We start from the raw sequence: 15,577 nt of genomic DNA, 5'->3' as shown, positions 1-15,577 counted from the left end.
GCGGAACCCGTGGCAGTCGGCTGTCAGGGACCGACGAGTTGCAACTGCTCCGAAGTGAGGCAGGGCTTCGGGAACCGGCGGCCAAAGGCTGTGGGACAACCCATACCTTCGACCGTCCTAAGGTCCGCGGAAATCGTCAAGGCCGCGGCGCCTGCGAACGATCGCCGTGAGGTGCTCTTCATGCTTGGATGCCCAGGTGCCAACGGGGGCCAAGGCCGCGAGGAAGGCGTAGCCGGACGCGGTGAGGGTGCATCGTGCGGTCGAAGCGAACTGGCCGGCACGGGGCTGGTGATTGATCAGGCCCCCGTCGACGAGCCGGTGCAGGGTGTCCCACAGAACCTTCTCTGAAAGGGCTCGGTTTCCCGTGATGTCTCGGTTTCTTGCGATGCCTGCATTGATCGCGGCAGCGATGCCTGTAGGGTGCTGCGGCCCTCTGCTCATTTGGCAGAGAACCGCAAAGCTCCATCTGAGACGCAGGATCACCAGGGCCATGCCAACGCCGCGCCAGTAGTCTTGCTCCGGCCTCCGAGGAGGCAGCCCGGAAGTTGCAGGATCAACCTCCTCTTGAGGCAGTCCTCGGTGCTTCCGCACCGTAGTGGTGAGGTGATCAACATGGTCGCGTGCCCATGAGGCGATACCGCCCATGGCATTGAGCAGCCCCCGACTCATCAAGGTCAACTCCCATGGAGCGACACCACTCGCTAAGACTTCGATCTTGCGGAGGATGAGCCCTTCCGCCTCCATCCGGTGCAGAGTCGTGACGAGCGTCCTCTCGTGCAGAACACGGGCACCCACCAGATCCACATTGCGCGCGTTGCCTTCATTGATGAGGTCAAGCAGTTGGGCTGATCGGAGAGGGCCGCTTCGGAGGGCGACGAGGACCGGGTAGGTCCAACGATTACGGAGTAGCTCAAGAGACATGCCAGTCCCCCGCAGCTGCCGTAATTCCGCATCCATCGAGAAAGCACCTCCGTATCGACTCGCTCAAGGTCACGCAAAGCGTTTTTCACGAAAAGGAAATGACTAGGCTTCAGCTCCCATAGGTGATGCGAAGCTGACAGCTGGTGTTCACAACAAGCCTAGAAGGTCTGCTAAATTGACAAGCTCATCGTTGGGAGCCATCCCAGCCCTAGCGAGGCTCGCGACGAGTCGTCTTCCGTCCGGGTTAAAAACGATTGTTTCCGTCGAAGCCTCCACTGAGTCCAGGAGCGCCCTCCGGGCCGCATCGCGATCGCCAGCCTTGTCATAGGTGCGCGCTAGGTCAATAAAGTGGGTTGCCCGACGATTACTTGAGGGCATCCTCTTCGGGTCCAAATCGGCGGCACTGGTAACCGCGTTGGACGTCCTGCCACATTCCATATTCACTGCTACTGCGTAAATTCCAACATTTACGGCGCTGAACATCGTTTCTACATCTACGTGTCTGCCGATCTCTGTCGCGACTCGCTCAGCTTCTTCCCAGTGGTGCCAGGCATCTACTGTTCGGCGGTCGCCGGCGGCGCCCATGGCAGCGAACAACAGAAGGGCTCCGCGGACTGATGCGTCGCTGGTCGAGGCAGGGCGTGCGACATGACGCAACGCAGCGAGAGCAGTCTGCTCTGCTTCGAGAGGTTCCTGTGCCGTTAGAGAGGTCATAGCCGATCCCCATCCGGCTAGGGCCATGAGCCGGGGATCGTCCGACATGTCTGCGGCCAGCAAAGCACGGTCGGTGAATTGGACGGCCAAGTTTAGCGCTCGCACACCGTAGGCGAAGCGTTGACCGATGAGGTAAACCCGCGTCGCGATCGCGTACGCCATTCGACGTCGGGCGCCGGTAGTTGCCCGAGTCAGTGCTGTGGTATCGCGAAGGAGATCGGGAAGTAGAAGGCCGAGTTGAGTGTTCTGAGTCCGCGAAACATGCCAGGCGTCCCAGGCATGCCGGATCCGGAACTCCAAATGCGCTGGCGAACAACGCTGCGCATCCGAAACTGGATCCAGAAGTGAATGCGTTAGCGCGTGACGGATCTCCGAGACCGCCGGGTGCTCCGGCACCTCAAGTGCCGTAGCGGTGAAACGACGACCAACGAGAGCACTCAGATCGTCGATCCGCATAGCCCGGGCTAAATCGATGAGATTGTCCAGGCGCAGTGCTCCTCGCCCTTCCTGCTCCAGAAAGCCCATCCACCGCTCGGTGCGGTTCACCAGCTGGGAAAGCTGGCTCCGCGAGAGCCCCCGCCTCCGTCGCTGCCGCTCCACCCGCTCTCCGATCAGTCTGGCGAGATCGTCACCGGCCGGCTCCGGCATGGCAGTCACCCCCATGGCACAATCTGGGCCCACTGCCTGTCGCCCGAACTTGCGAGGCGCGCAGCAGGTGACTGGGTGCGATCATCGCTTCGAGGAGAGCAGGGAACGCAACGTGGGTGGCACGGAGGGCAAGAGGCCGGTGCTGTACGTCGTGGCGTGCGGCGGATACCCGGCTGAGAACCTGCCGTCTCTGGTGGAGCGGGCCGTGGCCGATCATTGGGATGTGTGTGTGATTGCCACACCCAAGGGGCTGGATTTCCTCGATGTAGCTCGACTGCACGAGTTGACCGGACACCCCGTTCGGTACGACTACAAACAGCCGAACGACCCCGATGTGCTGCCGTCGGCTGATGTCTTTTTGATCGCACCCGCGACCTTCAACACAATCAACAAGTTGGCCCTCGGCATTTCGGACACGCTGGCGCTCGGCCTGCTGAACGAAGCCATCGGCGCCGGCATGCGGGTGATCGCGGTGCCCTGGCCCAACAGGGTGTTGGCGCGGCGGCTCCCTTTCCAGAGGAGCGTCGAGAGTCTGCGCGGCGAAGGTGTCACCTTCATCCTCAACCAAGACACCTTGCCCGTGCCTGCGTCGGGGCGGCCTGGCGCAAAGGCCTTCCCTTGGAACGAGGTCCATCAAGAGCTGGCCGCCGTACGACGCGACGACGCCATGAGTTGAGGAATAGACACCACGGCGGCGTCCAGCGCTCCCGTGGGGAGCCAACTGGCGGTCACGCCGTGAAACGTGGGAGGCACACATGTCACCCAGGGGCCCTTCACGCTCGTACCTGGGCCGGTAACTCCGCCCATGCAGTCCGGCCGTCACCGTCCTCGGTTGGACTTACGCCCCAGCGCCTCGACACAGCTTTGACGAGCATTAACCCACGGCCTGCTTCGTCGTGGAGACTGGCTCTCTGTGGCGTGGGGGCGGACTCGCAGCTGCCCTCGTCCGTCACCTGGATCAGCAGCTTGTCTGGTGTGGCACCCAGATGGCACGTGATCATCCGACTGGCTGTGTGAACCACGGAATTGGTGAACAGCTCGCTCACCACGAGTACCGCTATGTCACAGCCGTCGCGATTGACGCCCCAGGAACTGAGGTGCTCCAGCACACGGCAACGGGCTTCACCGACGGCCCTGACGTCAGCCGACAGGACGAAGGTGGCTCGGCGTGCACTGCTGCCAAGAGCGGGAGGTGGGCCTGTGGTTGAGGTGGCGTCGGTCAAAGCCACGGCTGATTCCTAACGTGGGGCGGATGCCAGAGGCGACCGTGCAACACGAGGGCCGGGTCGGTACCTGAGTCCTCGGAGAATCGATGAGTGCCGGCACCCAGTGAGCACGAACTCGCAACGTGAACCACGGGTTTGAGGCTGGCGGGCGCAGAGTGACATGGCGCATACGAGACACACAGCGCGCAGCATCCGGGGCGGGCCACCCGGTGGCATGGCGCCCCGGCCACCTAGGGCCAGCGCCTGCCGTCGATCACGGGTGAGCTTGGTCACGTCGTCACTATGCGCGCCTCATCCGTAACTTGGCAACCCCTCACTTTGCATGATGCAGAGTTTGGTTGTGCGCTCTGTCCGTCATGCGAGGCTCATGGCAAACTTCTTCGCGAACGGGCACACGAGGAGGCATGCGACGTGAGCGCACCGCGGTCTGCCCCGAAGTACCTGTTGCTCGTGCTCGGCAGACGGCTACAGGAGTTGCGGCGAGCCAAGGGGTTTTCGGCGCAAGACGTCGGTGATGAGCTGCGCTTGGCTCAGTCCACGGTCACCAGGATGGAGCAGGCCAAGATCGCCTTGAAGTGGCCGGCGGTCAAAGCGATGCTGGAGCTCTACGGCGTTGAGCAGGGTGAGGTACGGGAGTTTCGCGCCTTAACGGACGAGGCCAACGAGCCCGGCTGGTGGCAGAGTTACCGAGACGCACTGCCGAAGTGGTTTGCGGTGCACGTCAGCCTGGAGGACGCGGCGAGCCAGATCCGCGGCTACGAAATCCATGTTGTCCCAGGTCTTCTGCAGACTGAGGACTACGCCCGGGCCGTACTGCGTCTGAATCGACCTCACCCGACATCCGACGAACTGAAGCGGCGCGTAGCCCTGCGCATGGAGCGCCAGGGGCTGTTGACCCGGCCGGATCCGCCGCAACTGTGGATCATCTTGGACGAGCTCATGCTTCGACGCCCAGCCGGCGAGCCCGAGGTCATGAAGGCCCAAGTCGATCGCCTGATCGAGGCGATGGACCTTCCGAACGTAACTCTCCAGGTGCTGGCGTTCTCGGCTGGACTCCACCCGGGCGCGTTCGGGCCTTTCACACACTTCCGTCTCCCGATGGAGGATTTCCCCGACGTCGTATGTACCGACACCCTCACCGGTGCTACGTACAGCGAGGATCGGGACGAAGTTGCACAGCACCGTGCGGTCCTGGACCGGATGAGTGCCCAAGCAATGTCCAAGGGACGTACCAGAAAATTCCTGGAAGACATCCGCAAGGAGCTAGACCAATGAAGCACGCCATAAACGCTGACAAGGACTTGGGAACTGAAGGCTGGCGCAAACCCTGGAGCGGCACCAACGGTGGCAACTGTGTCCAAGCGAAGAAGCTTGACGGCGGACGCGTTGCTCTCAGGCAGTCCACGGACCCTGACGGCCCGGCCCTTATCTATGCATCGTCAGATATCGCCGAATTCATCACGGGGATCAAAGCCGGGGCAGCGGACTTCCTCCTGGCTTGAAACCTGATCCAGACTGCCATCCGAAACCACCTAGAACTTCACTACCACGCCGCAATGCGGCAGCGGAGGACTGAAGTGAAAGACGCGGACACCGGATTCAACGCAGAAGACATCGACACCAGTAAACCCCACTCGGCCCGCCTGTACGACTACTTCCTCGGAGGCAACGACAACTATCCCGCCGACTGGGAAGCAGCCTCCGATATCCTCAAGATTTTCCCTGGCGTCAAGGAAACGGCACGAGCCAACCGAGAGTTCATGCATCGCGCTGCCCGTTTCCTCACCAACCGCGGAATCCAGCAATTCCTCGACATAGGGACCGGTATCCCCACGGAGCCGAACCTGCATCAGATCGTCCAGCAAATCACGCCGAGCGCTCGCGTGGTGTATGCAGACAATGACCCTATCGTCCTCCGACACGCCGAGGCCCTTCTCCAGAGCACGCCTGAAGGAAGCACTGCGTATGCAGATGCTGACGTCCGAGAGCCCGAAGCCATCATTTCGTACGCGAGAGAGCATCTCGACTTTGAGCAGCCGATCGCGCTGTCGCTAGTCGCGCTGTTGCAGTTCGTGATCGACGAGCAGAACCCCTACCAAATCGTCAGGACGCTACTAGAGCCGATGATTCCCGGCAGCTACCTCATACTTTCCCATCCCTGGGAATTCGACCCTGAAACCTGGGAAAAAATCGACACCATCTACCGACAGGGCGGAACCCCAGTCAGGGCCAGGTCACACAGCGAGGTTTCCTCGTTCTTCGAAGGGCTCGAACTATGTGACCCCGGTGTGGTGATTTCTACGCACTGGCATCCCGACTCTGAGATGCAAATTCGCGACCAGCAGCCACTGTATGTGGGAGTTGCCCGCAAGGTGTGAAGTTTCAGCTGCCGTTGCAGGCTTCCTGCATGGCAACGTGGTCAGCGCAGAGGTGTCCCTGTCGGCTGCGACCAACTTTCCTACGCGTCAACTCCGAGTACTGACCTTGAAGTTACGTCGGTGCGTTGGTGTATGCCAGAGGCAGTGTTACTGCCCGCAGGTTCACTTTCCTGTTGCTGAGCCAGTTGGCCAGCCAATGGTCGGTGCTTTGGCCAGCAACAGGCACGGAACCTCACCGTCGGAGAAGGAGTTCGTCGTGCCATGCCTGTCGCCCGCACCCTCCATGAGGGTTTCACTCGGCGCGAAACGTTGAAACCGCGAATCGATCATCCATGCGCTGAATACAGGCGCCCAGGACCGGAGGGCAACACTCTAATCCGCACATCGGGGACAGGGTGCTCCGCCCTACACTTTTCGAGGCGCCCGCAGGCCATTCCGCGCTCACGAAGGCCCCAACCAAGCCTGCAGCCAGCGCGATCCGGGGCAACGGGAGACGTCAGAGGGAGATTTCCGTGCCCGATGACATAAGCAGCGGGTCGCGACACGACTTCCATCGTGATCAAGAAACATCCACCTGTGACGGTGGCGAGCGCGCTCAGCCACCGCTATCCGCCATGACACCGGGCGACAGTCGTTTCGTGCGACGCGTCCATGATATTCGCCATTTGGTAAGTGGCGAATGGGCTTGGGATGTTCTCGTAACTCTTCATCGAGGGCCGATGCAGTACACGAGTCTCCTTGATTCCATCCGTGCGCAAGACAGCGATACAGGCTGGCCTGGCAGGAGGCACCGCTGGCTGCAGGACAGTCCTCTAAACCGGACACTGCGACGACTTGAGCAGGGAGAGCTGATAACACGTCACCGGGAGATCAACTTTCCCTATCACGCGACCTACGAGTTGTCGCCCGCAGCAAGGGAGCTGCTCGCTGCAATGGCACCGCTAGCCACATGGGCCGAAACCCACACTGACCTTGTGCACCGTGCTCGACAACGGCGGCATGCCGAGGACGGCACAAACCGCTGAGGACCGGTGACGTCCTCGTGACCCCGTCGGCTACCGGCGGGGTCACCGGGACGGCTTCGTACGGCAGGCGAACCCGTTACCTGGTCCTCCTATCGCTTGTCCCCTGGTCTGCCGACCGCGAGCGTTGGAGTAGGTCGTACAGAGCCGAAGTCTCCTCACTCGGCTGCTCGTCGATCTCAGCGAGCTTGGTTGTGAGAAGGGCGAACGTACGGGCGACGGCGTCTTGTTGCCCAAGGTGGACTTGGAAGCGGGCAATGTCGCGGTAGATGGCCTCGTTGTAGGGGGCGAGGACGCGAACACGTTCCAACAGAGCCAGTGCCTGCTCGGGTTCACCGCGCAGGATTCGTACCAGGGCGCTCACAGCATCCAAGACGTCGCGACGGAGGGATTCGCGGGGTCCTTCGAGCCACTCGGCGCTGAGGTCAGCGGCGAAGTCGCCGGAGTAGAGATCGACGACGTGTTCGACCTCGGCGCGGCGCTGCTCGTCGTCGCTGGCGTGGCGGCTTGTCCGCAGGGCATCGCTGAGCTGCCATAGGTCGACCGTGATCAGGTTTCGGTCAAGGGCGTAGTGGCCATCGGAGTGGATGGTGATGTCGCTGTGTGCACCGTGGGTGGCAGTCCGCAGCGCTCGGCGCAGTTGGCTCAGCGTGGCGTGGAAGCTGTTGTAGGGGCGATCCTTGGGAGCGTCCGGCCAGATCGTGGTGGTTAGCGATTCTCGTCGAGCTCCATCCTTGTGGGCTGCGAGGTAAGCCAGGACTTCGCGCTGCTTTGGAGCTAGTGCGGCGCTGAGGTCGGCATGCTTGTCTCCGTCGTGTTGCCGATGCGTCAGTCGCATCCTGCCCAGGACGGTCAGCCTCAACGGCTGTGATCCGATGGGCGTGTTCCGTCCCGATGGCTGTGCTGCGGTGGCCCCGGAGTGGGTAGTTGTTCGTGTTTCAGGGTGCGGCAGATCTCGGCGATTGACGGGTGCGTCATCAGAACCCCGGGAGACAGCGGGGGTACCCAACACCTGCTCGGCAGGCTCTTTGGACGGGGAGAGTCGCCCTCGTAGATTGGGTTGGGTTCGACCCTGTTCATGGCGTTCGGCGCTGTCGGTCACTGTCTGGCCGGAAGCGTCGCCCGGCGGCGGTTCACGACTGGCCACGGGGCTCTGCGGGAGGCGCCTGCGTGGCATCTGTGCTGGACTGGGAATGCCTGAGCTGCCCTTCGAACCCGGCAGTTCGGGTTCAGGGGCAGGCGGGGCTGTCGTCGTTCGGACGCGTGAGGCTGAAGTCTGCGGCGCCGGTTCAGCGTCACGAAGAAGATCGAGCAGGGCCTGACCGTCGCTTGCCGGCAGGGTGAACAATCTGGCAGCAGCGAGCCTGTCGGCGACGGACGCGCTGGCGGCCGCAACGGTGCCATCCTGTCGCACGCGTACGGTTCCTCCAGGACGCCACTGTCCAAGGAGCACTCCGGCCAATCCGAGAGCGGCTCCATTGTCCAGGATCGCCTGCAGCCGACGTTCGGCATGCACACCGGGCGTTGCCACGAGCAGCAGTTCAGCGTGGGGCGTGCTATCGCTGTCACCGACGTGCGTTGGTTCGGGCGCGAGTCGCGCACGGCTGAGGAGTTCGCGCTCCAAGGTGTCCAGCGCGGCGTCCAGGTCGGCTACGATCCGCAAGCTGTCCGGGCTTCGCTCGTCAGTGAAGCTCTGCCCGAACAACTGGCGCGCATCGGAAGCCGGGACAAGTATCTCTACGTGTCGGGCGGCGGGCTGATGGCTTTCGGCGAGCAAGGCGACCAGTAGCGCACGGATGGCGCCATAGGCGCCGGGTCCGACAAGGCCGAGGCCTCGCGTTCGGGCGAGATCCCAGGCTAAGGCTTGGCCGTCCCTGACGCCGATGGCCTGGTGCTTGGCAGACAGCGTCGGCGGCACTTCGGCGGCTGTGGGTGCGCTGAACGCGCCGTCGGACGCCGTTCCCCCTGCGTCGGCGCTGTGGTCGGCATCTGGGGTGGCTGCCTGGTCACGGTCGCGGAGCAGGGCCCGTACCACAGGGGCAGTGGCCAGATCGCTGCGGTCACCGCTGCCAGGCCGGTAGCGGAGTCTACGCCGCCGCCTCACTGTCATCACGATTCCTGCCACGAGGGCCGCCAGCCCGGCGCTCAAGAAAGCGCCCGTGGGCAGATTCATCCCGGGGTTCGGTCCTTCTTGTGGGGCATGGGTGGGGAAACCGTACGAGGGAGCACTCGGGGTGGCGGTCGGCCCATCTGTTTCGGGGGCTGCAGGTGTGCTCGGGGCCGTGCTCGTGCTTGGTGACGTTGAGGGGGACGGCGTCGCGCTGCTGGGGGGCTCGCCCTGGTGGCGGGGAGGACCGACGTGAGGTGGGCGGCTGGGCAGGGTGAGGACCCAACCGGGATGGATCAGGTTGGGGTTCGTCAGAGCGTGTCCGTCGCGCTGTGTTCGTCCCCGGTTGAGGCCATAGATCTGCGGCCAGCGGCGGCCGTCTCCAAGGGTGCGGTCGGCGATGCGCCACAAACTGTCGTGGATGCCGTCACGTGGGGGGCGTACCACCACAGTCGCGGTCGGGCGCTGCAGCCCACGTTCGGCCGCATCGGCGTCGAACTCGCTGACTGTCGTGGCTTCCTGAGCAGGTCCGCTCCGTGGAACGGTGGCTGGCTGGACCACGCGCACCGCAGCAGAGGGAACGCCGGCGAGCGGGGGTGCCATTGGGCGCATCGACAGCAGAGAAACGACGATCGCCCCAACGAGCACTGTTGCCGCCGCTTGGAGTGGACCGGTGTGAGGTGGGGCGGATCGAGAACCGGCGCGCACCTCGGCCGCGGCGGCGCGAACGAGATCGAGGGCGAAAAGCCCCCAGACCGGCCAGAGGATGCAGGCTAAGGCGTTCAGCAGGAAGTGGACACTCATGGGAGCCAGCAACGTGGCTCGGGCATCGGACCAGGTGGGGATGTGGCCGGGCAACGGCCAGCCGATGTAGTTCATCAGCCCCCAGGGGATGCCCACAAGCAGGGTGGTGAGGGCTATCACGGCGACCAGGCCACGTAGCAACAGAGCGCTTCTTCGCAGCAGTCCGGTGCGTCTCCGGATCAGCCGCAGACGGCGAGGTGCGGGGTGGCGGGCGGCCATCGCTGGACCTTCTCAGGGCTCGGGAGCATTGACACCGCGGACGGGGTGCGCGGTACCGGTACCGGTCACGGTCAGGGAGTCCATGCCGAGCACGCCGAGCAGTTGGGTGCGCTGCTGAACCGTGACAGTCACAGTCACCGTGTCCGCGGTGACTGCGACTGTGCCCGAGTCGTCGGTGGCGGCGAGATACTCCTGAGCCCGAGTACGAGCCCGGTCCGGCACGAGGCGAACGATGTTGTGGTCGCGGTAAGCGGCCAGGTCGAGGGCCTGGGCACCGGCCCGGGCCGCTTCCTGGGCCTCGCCGAGGGCGCGGACCTTCGTTGCGAGAGCGAGGCCGCCGTCCAGGACCAGGCCAGCGAACATCACTACGGCGACGGCGAAGACGACGATGAAGGCGTTCACTTGACCGTCGTCATCGCGGATTCGGACGCGTAGGCGGACAGCGATACCGGCGAGTCGGCTCACGAACGGTCACCCTCCAGCGGTGTTAGTGATGCTGCGGTGGAGGTCTACCGGCGAGGCGTAGCGTGCGGTGAGCGTGGTGGTGCCGGGCACACGCAGCAAGGCCAGGTCGTGCAGGTCGACGGTGCAGGAGACGGCGACGCTCGCAGTGGAGCCGGGTTGCAAGGTGCCGCTGACGGTGACGGTGACGGGGCGGCAGGTCACCCCAGCCTGACTCAAGGCCGCCTCTGCGGTGGAGCGTGCGTTCGCGGCGGCGGCTGACGGGCTACGGCTCACGGTGGCGGCGCGGGCCGCTTGATGTGCCGCATCCTCGATCTGAAGTCGAGCCCCGGGCATCCGTCCGGAATAGCTCAGAAACGCGAGCATCAAGATCAACACAGGGATGCTCAGTACCAGTTCGAGCGTGGCAGACCCGGCTTCACGCAGCGGCCTGGTGCGCTCGCAGCGGTCGTGCTCACACGCTGCTGAGCGTGTGTGGGGTGAGCATCTAGACCACTTCACGGCGCAACCTCAGCGACAGCGCGGAACCGCTCGACCGGGCCAGCTGCGTGGGCGCGGACTGGCAGATGCAGGAAAGGGATGACACTGCTGGCGGTACCGGTGATGCGGACGTCGGCGCGTTCGGCGCCGCGGGTGACATTGACGTGCACCCCGCGCAGCGGGCCGCGGCCGAGTTGGTCGAGTACGCGTTGCGCCTGGTTCTGCCCGTCCGCGGCGGTGCCGTCCTCGACCCGCGTGGCCGCCAGGGCGTGAGCCGTGGTGGCCTGAGCAATGTGGACAGCGTGCCACCAGAGCGTGGCCTGAGCGAGGAGCATCACGAGAGTGAAGAGGGCAGGAATGATGTAGACCATCTCCACGGTGACGGTGCCGCGGTCCTCTCGGCAGAGCCGCCTCAGCAGGCGTACATCGACGCAGGGACGAGTCAGGGGGTGTCCCCGACTCTGTCTGTCTGTGGTGAGCACCATGGAGGTACTCCTACTTGAAGGTGATGTTGCGGGCGGCGGCCAGAATCTGCGGGCCGAACAGCCCGGTCACCGTCAGCGCGAGCCCGGCGAGGAAGGCTGTCCAGATGACAAGCTCCGGCGTCACACCCCCTCGGTCGTTGTACGCATGGCTTTGCAGCACGTTGGCTGTTCTGGACCAGATCGATGTGAACAGAGACACGGCTGTTTCCTTTCGGTATTCGCCGGACCCACGGACCTTTCAGAGGGCGGCAGTTATCTGGGCGAGAGCGGGATAAAAGACGAAGAGGACGAAGCCAAAGGCCATGAGCATGCCGGGCAAAGCCATTCGCTCGGTGGCCGCGTTGGCGTCTCCCTCCGCCTCAGCGCCGTTGCGGTGACGCATGGCTGTGGCCTTGGCAGCCAACGACGCGCGTACTTGGGCGCCTTCTGTGCCGGCCAAGGACAAGGAAGCGGCCAGCTCAGTCAGCTCGCTGACTTGCAGTTCCTCGCCGAGCTGTCCGAGCGCCGTCCAGGGGGAAGTGCGGGTGAGGCGTGCGGTGTCCAGTGCACGGCGCAGCTGCTGGAAGGACCAGCCCTGTCCGATGCCGGCCGCGTCGGTGAGAGCTCCGTCCACGCCGGCGCCCCCAGCGAGCAGTATGTGGATCAGATTCAAGTACGCGCTGAGCGCGTGGCGGAACGCGGTCCGGCGCCGTTCAGCCTCCGCCCGTACTGTCATGTCCGGCAGGAGGAAGCCGCCTACCGCCAGGAGCAGGGAGCCACCCAGGGGTACGGCCCAGGGAAGGGGGCGGCCACCCAAAGCCAGCGCCAGCTCGACGGCTGCAGGCAGCAGCAGTCCCGTGATACCGACCGCCGCCTTCTCCGCCAGGTGGGTTTCGACTGAGCGGCCAACGATGGCCAGGTCCTGGCCCAGTGCATGGCTGGGCAGGCCCAGGTCGCGCAGCAGGCTGCTGAAGGGGCTGCCGAATCGTGCGGCCCAGCCGCTGTCACTGGTGACGAGGATCGGGGGTGGTGCGGGCCGGGATTGCAGGCGGGAGATCAGGGCAGCCAGCGGAGTTCTGGGCGGGAACAGCCATACCGTCAGCGCCCACAGCCCCATCCCTGCACCGGCTGCCAGGAGCATCAACGTGATCACTCAGGCCTCCTCCTGGTGAGTGAATGCGGAGGCTCCCGACATGCTGGTGGCGGCTTCGAAGCCTGTGAAGAAGCGTTCGGGCTCCTCAATGCGGGCCATCCGGCGCAGCCAGGCGAATGCGGCCGTGAACAACGCTCCGATAGAGAGCAGGACCAGTTGCCCGGTCACGGTGTCGTATGGGGCGAGGAATTCGGGGTTGAGAAGGATCAGACCGCTGGCGAAAGAGAGCGTGGTGATCACCACGACCCGCAGGGTGGTTTGAGTGCGGGCGCGGCTGGCCTCGATCCGTTGGCGCATCTCGACCTGGGCGCGGGCAGTCGCCGCAAGTTCCCCCAGCAGTGGGGCGAGTTGGCGGGCCTGGTGCTCCGAGGCGAGCATCAGCGCAGCGATCACCATGTCGGCCATCGGGTCGGCTAAGTCGTCCGCCAGCCGCCGGAGTGACGCGGTGAGGCGTTTGCCGCTCGCCAAGCGGACAGCGAGTCCCTGCACCTGCGACCGGATGGACTTCGGGGTGGTGTGGGCGGTCGCCATGATGGTCTGTTCGAGGCCGGCCGCGGCGGCCAGAGTGTCGCGGAGCATCTCGGTCCACCCGGCGATGCCTTCGATACGGGCAGTCTCGGTCTTGATGGTCGTGCCGCTAAGGATCCGTGGCAGGCTCCAAACGGCCATCGCCGCCAGCAGACCTCCGACCACCCAGCCCGTGATCGCCCCGACCAGCAGGCCTGTTGCGCTCGCGCCAGCCAGCCAGCGCACGATGTGATCTCGGCGGCGCACATCCCGCAGGCCGCGCCTGCTCGACATCGACCAGACCTCCCGACCTGGGGCGTACCAGGCTCGCACCAGGACAAGCAGGCCGGCGCCAACGCCCAGTCCGAGCAGCCCGAGCAGGGCAACGTATTCGTTCACTCCTGCCACCGCCTCTGCCCACGCTCTGCCTCGTCGGGGTCGTAGCCCGCAGCAGCCAGGTCCTCCAGGGTCTCGGTGCGCAGCGGCACTCCGGGAACGGCGCCACCGTCCGGGCCGGGCCGGAAGACTTCATTGGAGACGATCTGCTTGTCGTCGGCGTCGACGACCTCGCGAATGGAGGACACGACGCGCTTGGCGTGGTCTGCGCGCGGCCGGTCCAGGTGGACCACGAAGTCCAGCGCCGAGGCCACCAAGAGGTTGGTAGCCTCCAGCGGCAATCGTTCGGGGCCCTGGACGGCATAGGCAGCCAGCTTGGTGAACGCACCCCGGCTGGTCGAGGCGTGCAGAGTGCCCATTGAGCCGTCGTTGCCCTGGGACATGGCGTTGCACATCGGGATTACTTCGGGTCCGCGGACCTCGCCGACAATCACCCGGTCCGGTGACATGCGCAGGGCCCATCGCACCAGCTCTGCCTGGCTGATCGCCGCCTTGCCTTCGATGTTTGCCTCACGCGCCTGCATGGCTACCACGTCCGGGTGTGCCTCGGCGTCTGACCCGAGGCCGAGTTCGTAGACGTCCTCAATGGTGATCAGCCGTTCCCACGCGGGGATCTGAGAGGCCAGGGCACGCAGCAGAGTGGTCTTGCCCATCACCGTCCCACCGGTGACCAGGATGTTCTTTCGCGCACGAACCATGGCGCCGAGCAAGGACTCAAGTCCCGGGTCGATAGTGCCGTTCTCGCATAGTTCAGCAAGCGTGGCGCGCTGAAACCGGTGCCGGCGGATCGCTAATGCTGGGCGGGCGGTGACCGCCATCACCGCGAACGCCCGCTCTCCGCCAGGCAGTTGGAAGTTCACTCCCGGACTACCCCGGTCGAACCGGCGCTCCTCTACCCCGGAGCGTGCCGCCAATTGGCGAATGAGCTGGACAAGGTCGGCATCCGAGGCGACCACGGGCGGCAGTTGCTTGCGGCGGCCGTCTGCATATCGGACAAAGACCCGGCTGCCGTTGACATTGATGTTTTCGATTTGCGGATCACTCAGCAAAGGTTCCAGACCGCCCAGTCCAAGCACCTCATTCAGCACGGAGGCGATGACGAATTGCTCAACGTCTGGCGCCACCACACTCTGGCCATGGTTGAGCATCTCCTGGGCGTGCTCCTCCGCGACATCCGAGAGGATCTTCTCCACCCGTGCCCGGCGTTGCGATTCCGTCATCGGCCCACGCCCCTCGGCTTCGTTGGCGTGGATCTGTTCCGTCAGCCGCGCCGGCAGCTCGTGTCGCAATCGGCGTCGCAACCACTCCGCGGGGGAACCGATCTCCATGTCGGCGCCGTCGCCCCCGGCCACAGGCACCCGCCGTGCCGGTTCCTGCGGGGGAATCACTCCGCCGTAGGGAAGCGAGACGCGCCTCCTTCCCGGCTCGCTCATCGCGACACCCCTTCCCAAGAGTTGTGCAGACTGCTGTTCCTCCCGGCGGACGGGATGCTGGGGTCTGCTCCCGAGAGCTCCGCTACCCCTTCCTTCCACCGGTGCGTAGTCGCGGCACGGGAGGCAGCCAATGCAGCGATACGGGCCAGTGCCCGACCCAGTGGTGATTGAGCCGGTGCAGAACGCCGTCCGGGCCTTCCACCCAGCACCGCCGCACCGTGGCGGTCCTCCGGAAGCCGGCCGATCACCTCGACGCCCAGCGTCGAGGCGACCTCGCCAGTCGGATATCCACCGCCGACCAGCACAAAGGTGGCATGCCGCGACCAACGGGCAGCTGCATCCAGGTTGGCGACCACATGGGACAAGTCGTCATCGCGTGAACGGGCCAGCAGGAGCACCACATCCGCGGCGTGAAGGATGCCCAGGGTTGCGGCGCCCGGACCGACCTGTCCGCAGTCGGCAACCACCACGGTGCCGGGACGGTCCGCGGCGCGCCGGAGCACTGCCGCACCGGCGCTGGTGATCTGTGTCAGCGCGGCGCGCGCCTGCTCCACCCCGGCCGGGCCGGCCACGACCGGTAGACCGCCGGGCAGCCGCTGGGTGTGCTGCCACACCAGCCCGGGGCCCGCACCTCGACGCACTG

18 protein-coding genes are annotated in these 15,577 nt (G+C 64.8%); 6 read left to right on the top strand and 12 right to left on the bottom strand.

The window, feature by feature from the left end:
• Positions 1–117 precede the first annotated feature (117 nt).
• The gene (locus ACN20J_RS37000) at positions 118–921 is read right to left on the bottom strand and encodes a winged helix-turn-helix transcriptional regulator (RefSeq protein ID WP_419667587.1); all 804 of its coding nucleotides are present in this window, start codon (positions 919–921) and stop codon (positions 118–120) included.
• A gap of 147 nt (positions 922–1,068) precedes the next feature.
• Positions 1,069–2,181 (bottom strand): hypothetical protein, encoded by a 1,113-nt coding sequence (locus ACN20J_RS36995; RefSeq protein ID WP_266761256.1) that lies wholly within the window; start codon positions 2,179–2,181, stop codon positions 1,069–1,071.
• Positions 2,182–2,395: 214 nt separating this feature from the next.
• Here ACN20J_RS36995 and ACN20J_RS36990 point away from each other — a divergent pair, with 214 nt between their 5' ends.
• A complete protein-coding gene (locus tag ACN20J_RS36990) occupies positions 2,396–2,959 on the top strand; it encodes a flavoprotein (RefSeq protein ID WP_266761254.1) in 564 nt (187 codons plus the stop codon).
• 97 nt (positions 2,960–3,056) lie between these two features.
• Here ACN20J_RS36990 and ACN20J_RS36985 read toward each other — a convergent pair whose 3' ends face one another.
• Complete coding sequence (locus tag ACN20J_RS36985) at positions 3,057–3,512, bottom strand: ATP-binding protein (protein WP_266761252.1); 456 nt, start codon at positions 3,510–3,512, stop codon at positions 3,057–3,059.
• 408 nt (positions 3,513–3,920) lie between these two features.
• Here ACN20J_RS36985 and ACN20J_RS36980 point away from each other — a divergent pair, with 408 nt between their 5' ends.
• From ACN20J_RS36980 to ACN20J_RS36965, 4 genes are all read left to right on the top strand, one after another.
• Positions 3,921–4,784 (top strand): helix-turn-helix domain-containing protein, encoded by an 864-nt coding sequence (locus ACN20J_RS36980; RefSeq protein ID WP_266761250.1) that lies wholly within the window; start codon positions 3,921–3,923, stop codon positions 4,782–4,784.
• Entirely contained in the window at positions 4,781–5,011 is a 231-nt protein-coding gene (locus ACN20J_RS36975; RefSeq protein ID WP_266761248.1) for a DUF397 domain-containing protein, read from the top strand. The genes ACN20J_RS36980 and ACN20J_RS36975 overlap by 4 nt, the downstream gene beginning before the upstream one ends.
• Before the next feature lie 75 nt (positions 5,012–5,086).
• Positions 5,087–5,887: an SAM-dependent methyltransferase gene (locus tag ACN20J_RS36970; protein ID WP_266761246.1), complete on the top strand. Its 801-nt coding sequence runs from the start codon at positions 5,087–5,089 to the stop codon at positions 5,885–5,887.
• A gap of 614 nt (positions 5,888–6,501) precedes the next feature.
• Positions 6,502–6,912, top strand: a complete 411-nt coding sequence (locus ACN20J_RS36965; protein ID WP_353963677.1) for a winged helix-turn-helix transcriptional regulator — start codon at positions 6,502–6,504, stop codon at positions 6,910–6,912.
• Positions 6,913–6,988: 76 nt separating this feature from the next.
• On the opposite strand, the gene ACN20J_RS36960 is transcribed toward ACN20J_RS36965, so the two are convergent.
• Positions 6,989–7,771: an AfsR/SARP family transcriptional regulator gene (locus ACN20J_RS36960; protein ID WP_266761244.1), complete on the bottom strand. Its 783-nt coding sequence runs from the start codon at positions 7,769–7,771 to the stop codon at positions 6,989–6,991.
• A gap of 648 nt (positions 7,772–8,419) precedes the next feature.
• Here ACN20J_RS36960 and ACN20J_RS36955 point away from each other — a divergent pair.
• Positions 8,420–8,698, top strand: coding sequence for a hypothetical protein (locus ACN20J_RS36955; protein ID WP_266761242.1), 279 nt, complete (start codon positions 8,420–8,422; stop codon positions 8,696–8,698).
• Between the two features lie 1,353 nt (positions 8,699–10,051).
• On the opposite strand, the gene ACN20J_RS36950 is transcribed toward ACN20J_RS36955, so the two are convergent.
• Genes ACN20J_RS36950 through ACN20J_RS36915 form a run of 8 tightly spaced genes read right to left on the bottom strand, consistent with a single transcriptional unit; the run spans position 10,052 to position 15,548 of the window.
• Positions 10,052–10,504 (bottom strand): pilus assembly protein TadG-related protein, encoded by a 453-nt coding sequence (locus ACN20J_RS36950; protein ID WP_266761240.1) that lies wholly within the window; start codon positions 10,502–10,504, stop codon positions 10,052–10,054.
• A gap of 6 nt (positions 10,505–10,510) precedes the next feature.
• Positions 10,511–11,002, bottom strand: coding sequence for a TadE/TadG family type IV pilus assembly protein (locus ACN20J_RS36945; protein ID WP_266761238.1), 492 nt, complete (start codon positions 11,000–11,002; stop codon positions 10,511–10,513).
• A complete protein-coding gene (locus tag ACN20J_RS36940) occupies positions 10,999–11,466 on the bottom strand; it encodes a TadE/TadG family type IV pilus assembly protein (RefSeq protein ID WP_266761235.1) in 468 nt (155 codons plus the stop codon). The genes ACN20J_RS36945 and ACN20J_RS36940 overlap by 4 nt, the downstream gene beginning before the upstream one ends.
• A gap of 10 nt (positions 11,467–11,476) precedes the next feature.
• On the bottom strand, positions 11,477–11,665 hold the full coding sequence (locus tag ACN20J_RS36935) for a hypothetical protein (protein ID WP_266761233.1): 189 nt from the start codon (positions 11,663–11,665) through the stop codon (positions 11,477–11,479).
• A gap of 39 nt (positions 11,666–11,704) precedes the next feature.
• The gene (locus ACN20J_RS36930; protein ID WP_266761231.1) at positions 11,705–12,598 is read right to left on the bottom strand and encodes a type II secretion system F family protein; all 894 of its coding nucleotides are present in this window, start codon (positions 12,596–12,598) and stop codon (positions 11,705–11,707) included.
• On the bottom strand, positions 12,599–13,504 hold the full coding sequence (locus ACN20J_RS36925) for a type II secretion system F family protein (protein WP_266761228.1): 906 nt from the start codon (positions 13,502–13,504) through the stop codon (positions 12,599–12,601).
• Entirely contained in the window at positions 13,501–14,934 is a 1,434-nt protein-coding gene (locus ACN20J_RS36920; RefSeq protein ID WP_266761226.1) for a CpaF family protein, read from the bottom strand. The genes ACN20J_RS36925 and ACN20J_RS36920 overlap by 4 nt, the downstream gene beginning before the upstream one ends.
• Entirely contained in the window at positions 14,931–15,548 is a 618-nt protein-coding gene (locus tag ACN20J_RS36915) for a hypothetical protein (protein ID WP_266761224.1), read from the bottom strand. Before ACN20J_RS36915 ends, ACN20J_RS36920 begins: the two co-directional genes overlap by 4 nt.
• Between the last annotated feature and the right edge of the window lie 29 nt (positions 15,549–15,577).

This window comes from Streptomyces sp. 2-1 (assembly GCF_048564895.1).
In the GTDB taxonomy this organism is placed as follows: Bacteria; Actinomycetota; Actinomycetes; order Streptomycetales; family Streptomycetaceae; genus Streptomyces; species Streptomyces phaeochromogenes.
The sequence above is the reverse complement of the archived record's forward strand: the minus strand, read 5'-3'. Positions and strand labels throughout refer to the sequence as shown.

Excerpts from the sequence above, each read along its gene's own strand:
- ACN20J_RS37000 (WP_419667587.1), bottom strand. The coding sequence starts at position 921 with ATGTCTCTTGAGCTACTCCGTAATCGTTGGACCTACCCGGTCCTCGTC.
- ACN20J_RS36975 (WP_266761248.1), top strand. The coding sequence starts at position 4,781 with ATGAAGCACGCCATAAACGCTGACAAGGACTTGGGAACTGAAGGCTGG.
- ACN20J_RS36965 (WP_353963677.1), top strand. The coding sequence starts at position 6,502 with ATGACACCGGGCGACAGTCGTTTCGTGCGACGCGTCCATGATATTCGC.
- ACN20J_RS36955 (WP_266761242.1), top strand. The coding sequence starts at position 8,420 with ATGCACACCGGGCGTTGCCACGAGCAGCAGTTCAGCGTGGGGCGTGCT.
- ACN20J_RS36940 (WP_266761235.1), bottom strand. The coding sequence starts at position 11,466 with ATGGTGCTCACCACAGACAGACAGAGTCGGGGACACCCCCTGACTCGT.
- ACN20J_RS36920 (WP_266761226.1), bottom strand. The coding sequence starts at position 14,934 with ATGAGCGAGCCGGGAAGGAGGCGCGTCTCGCTTCCCTACGGCGGAGTG.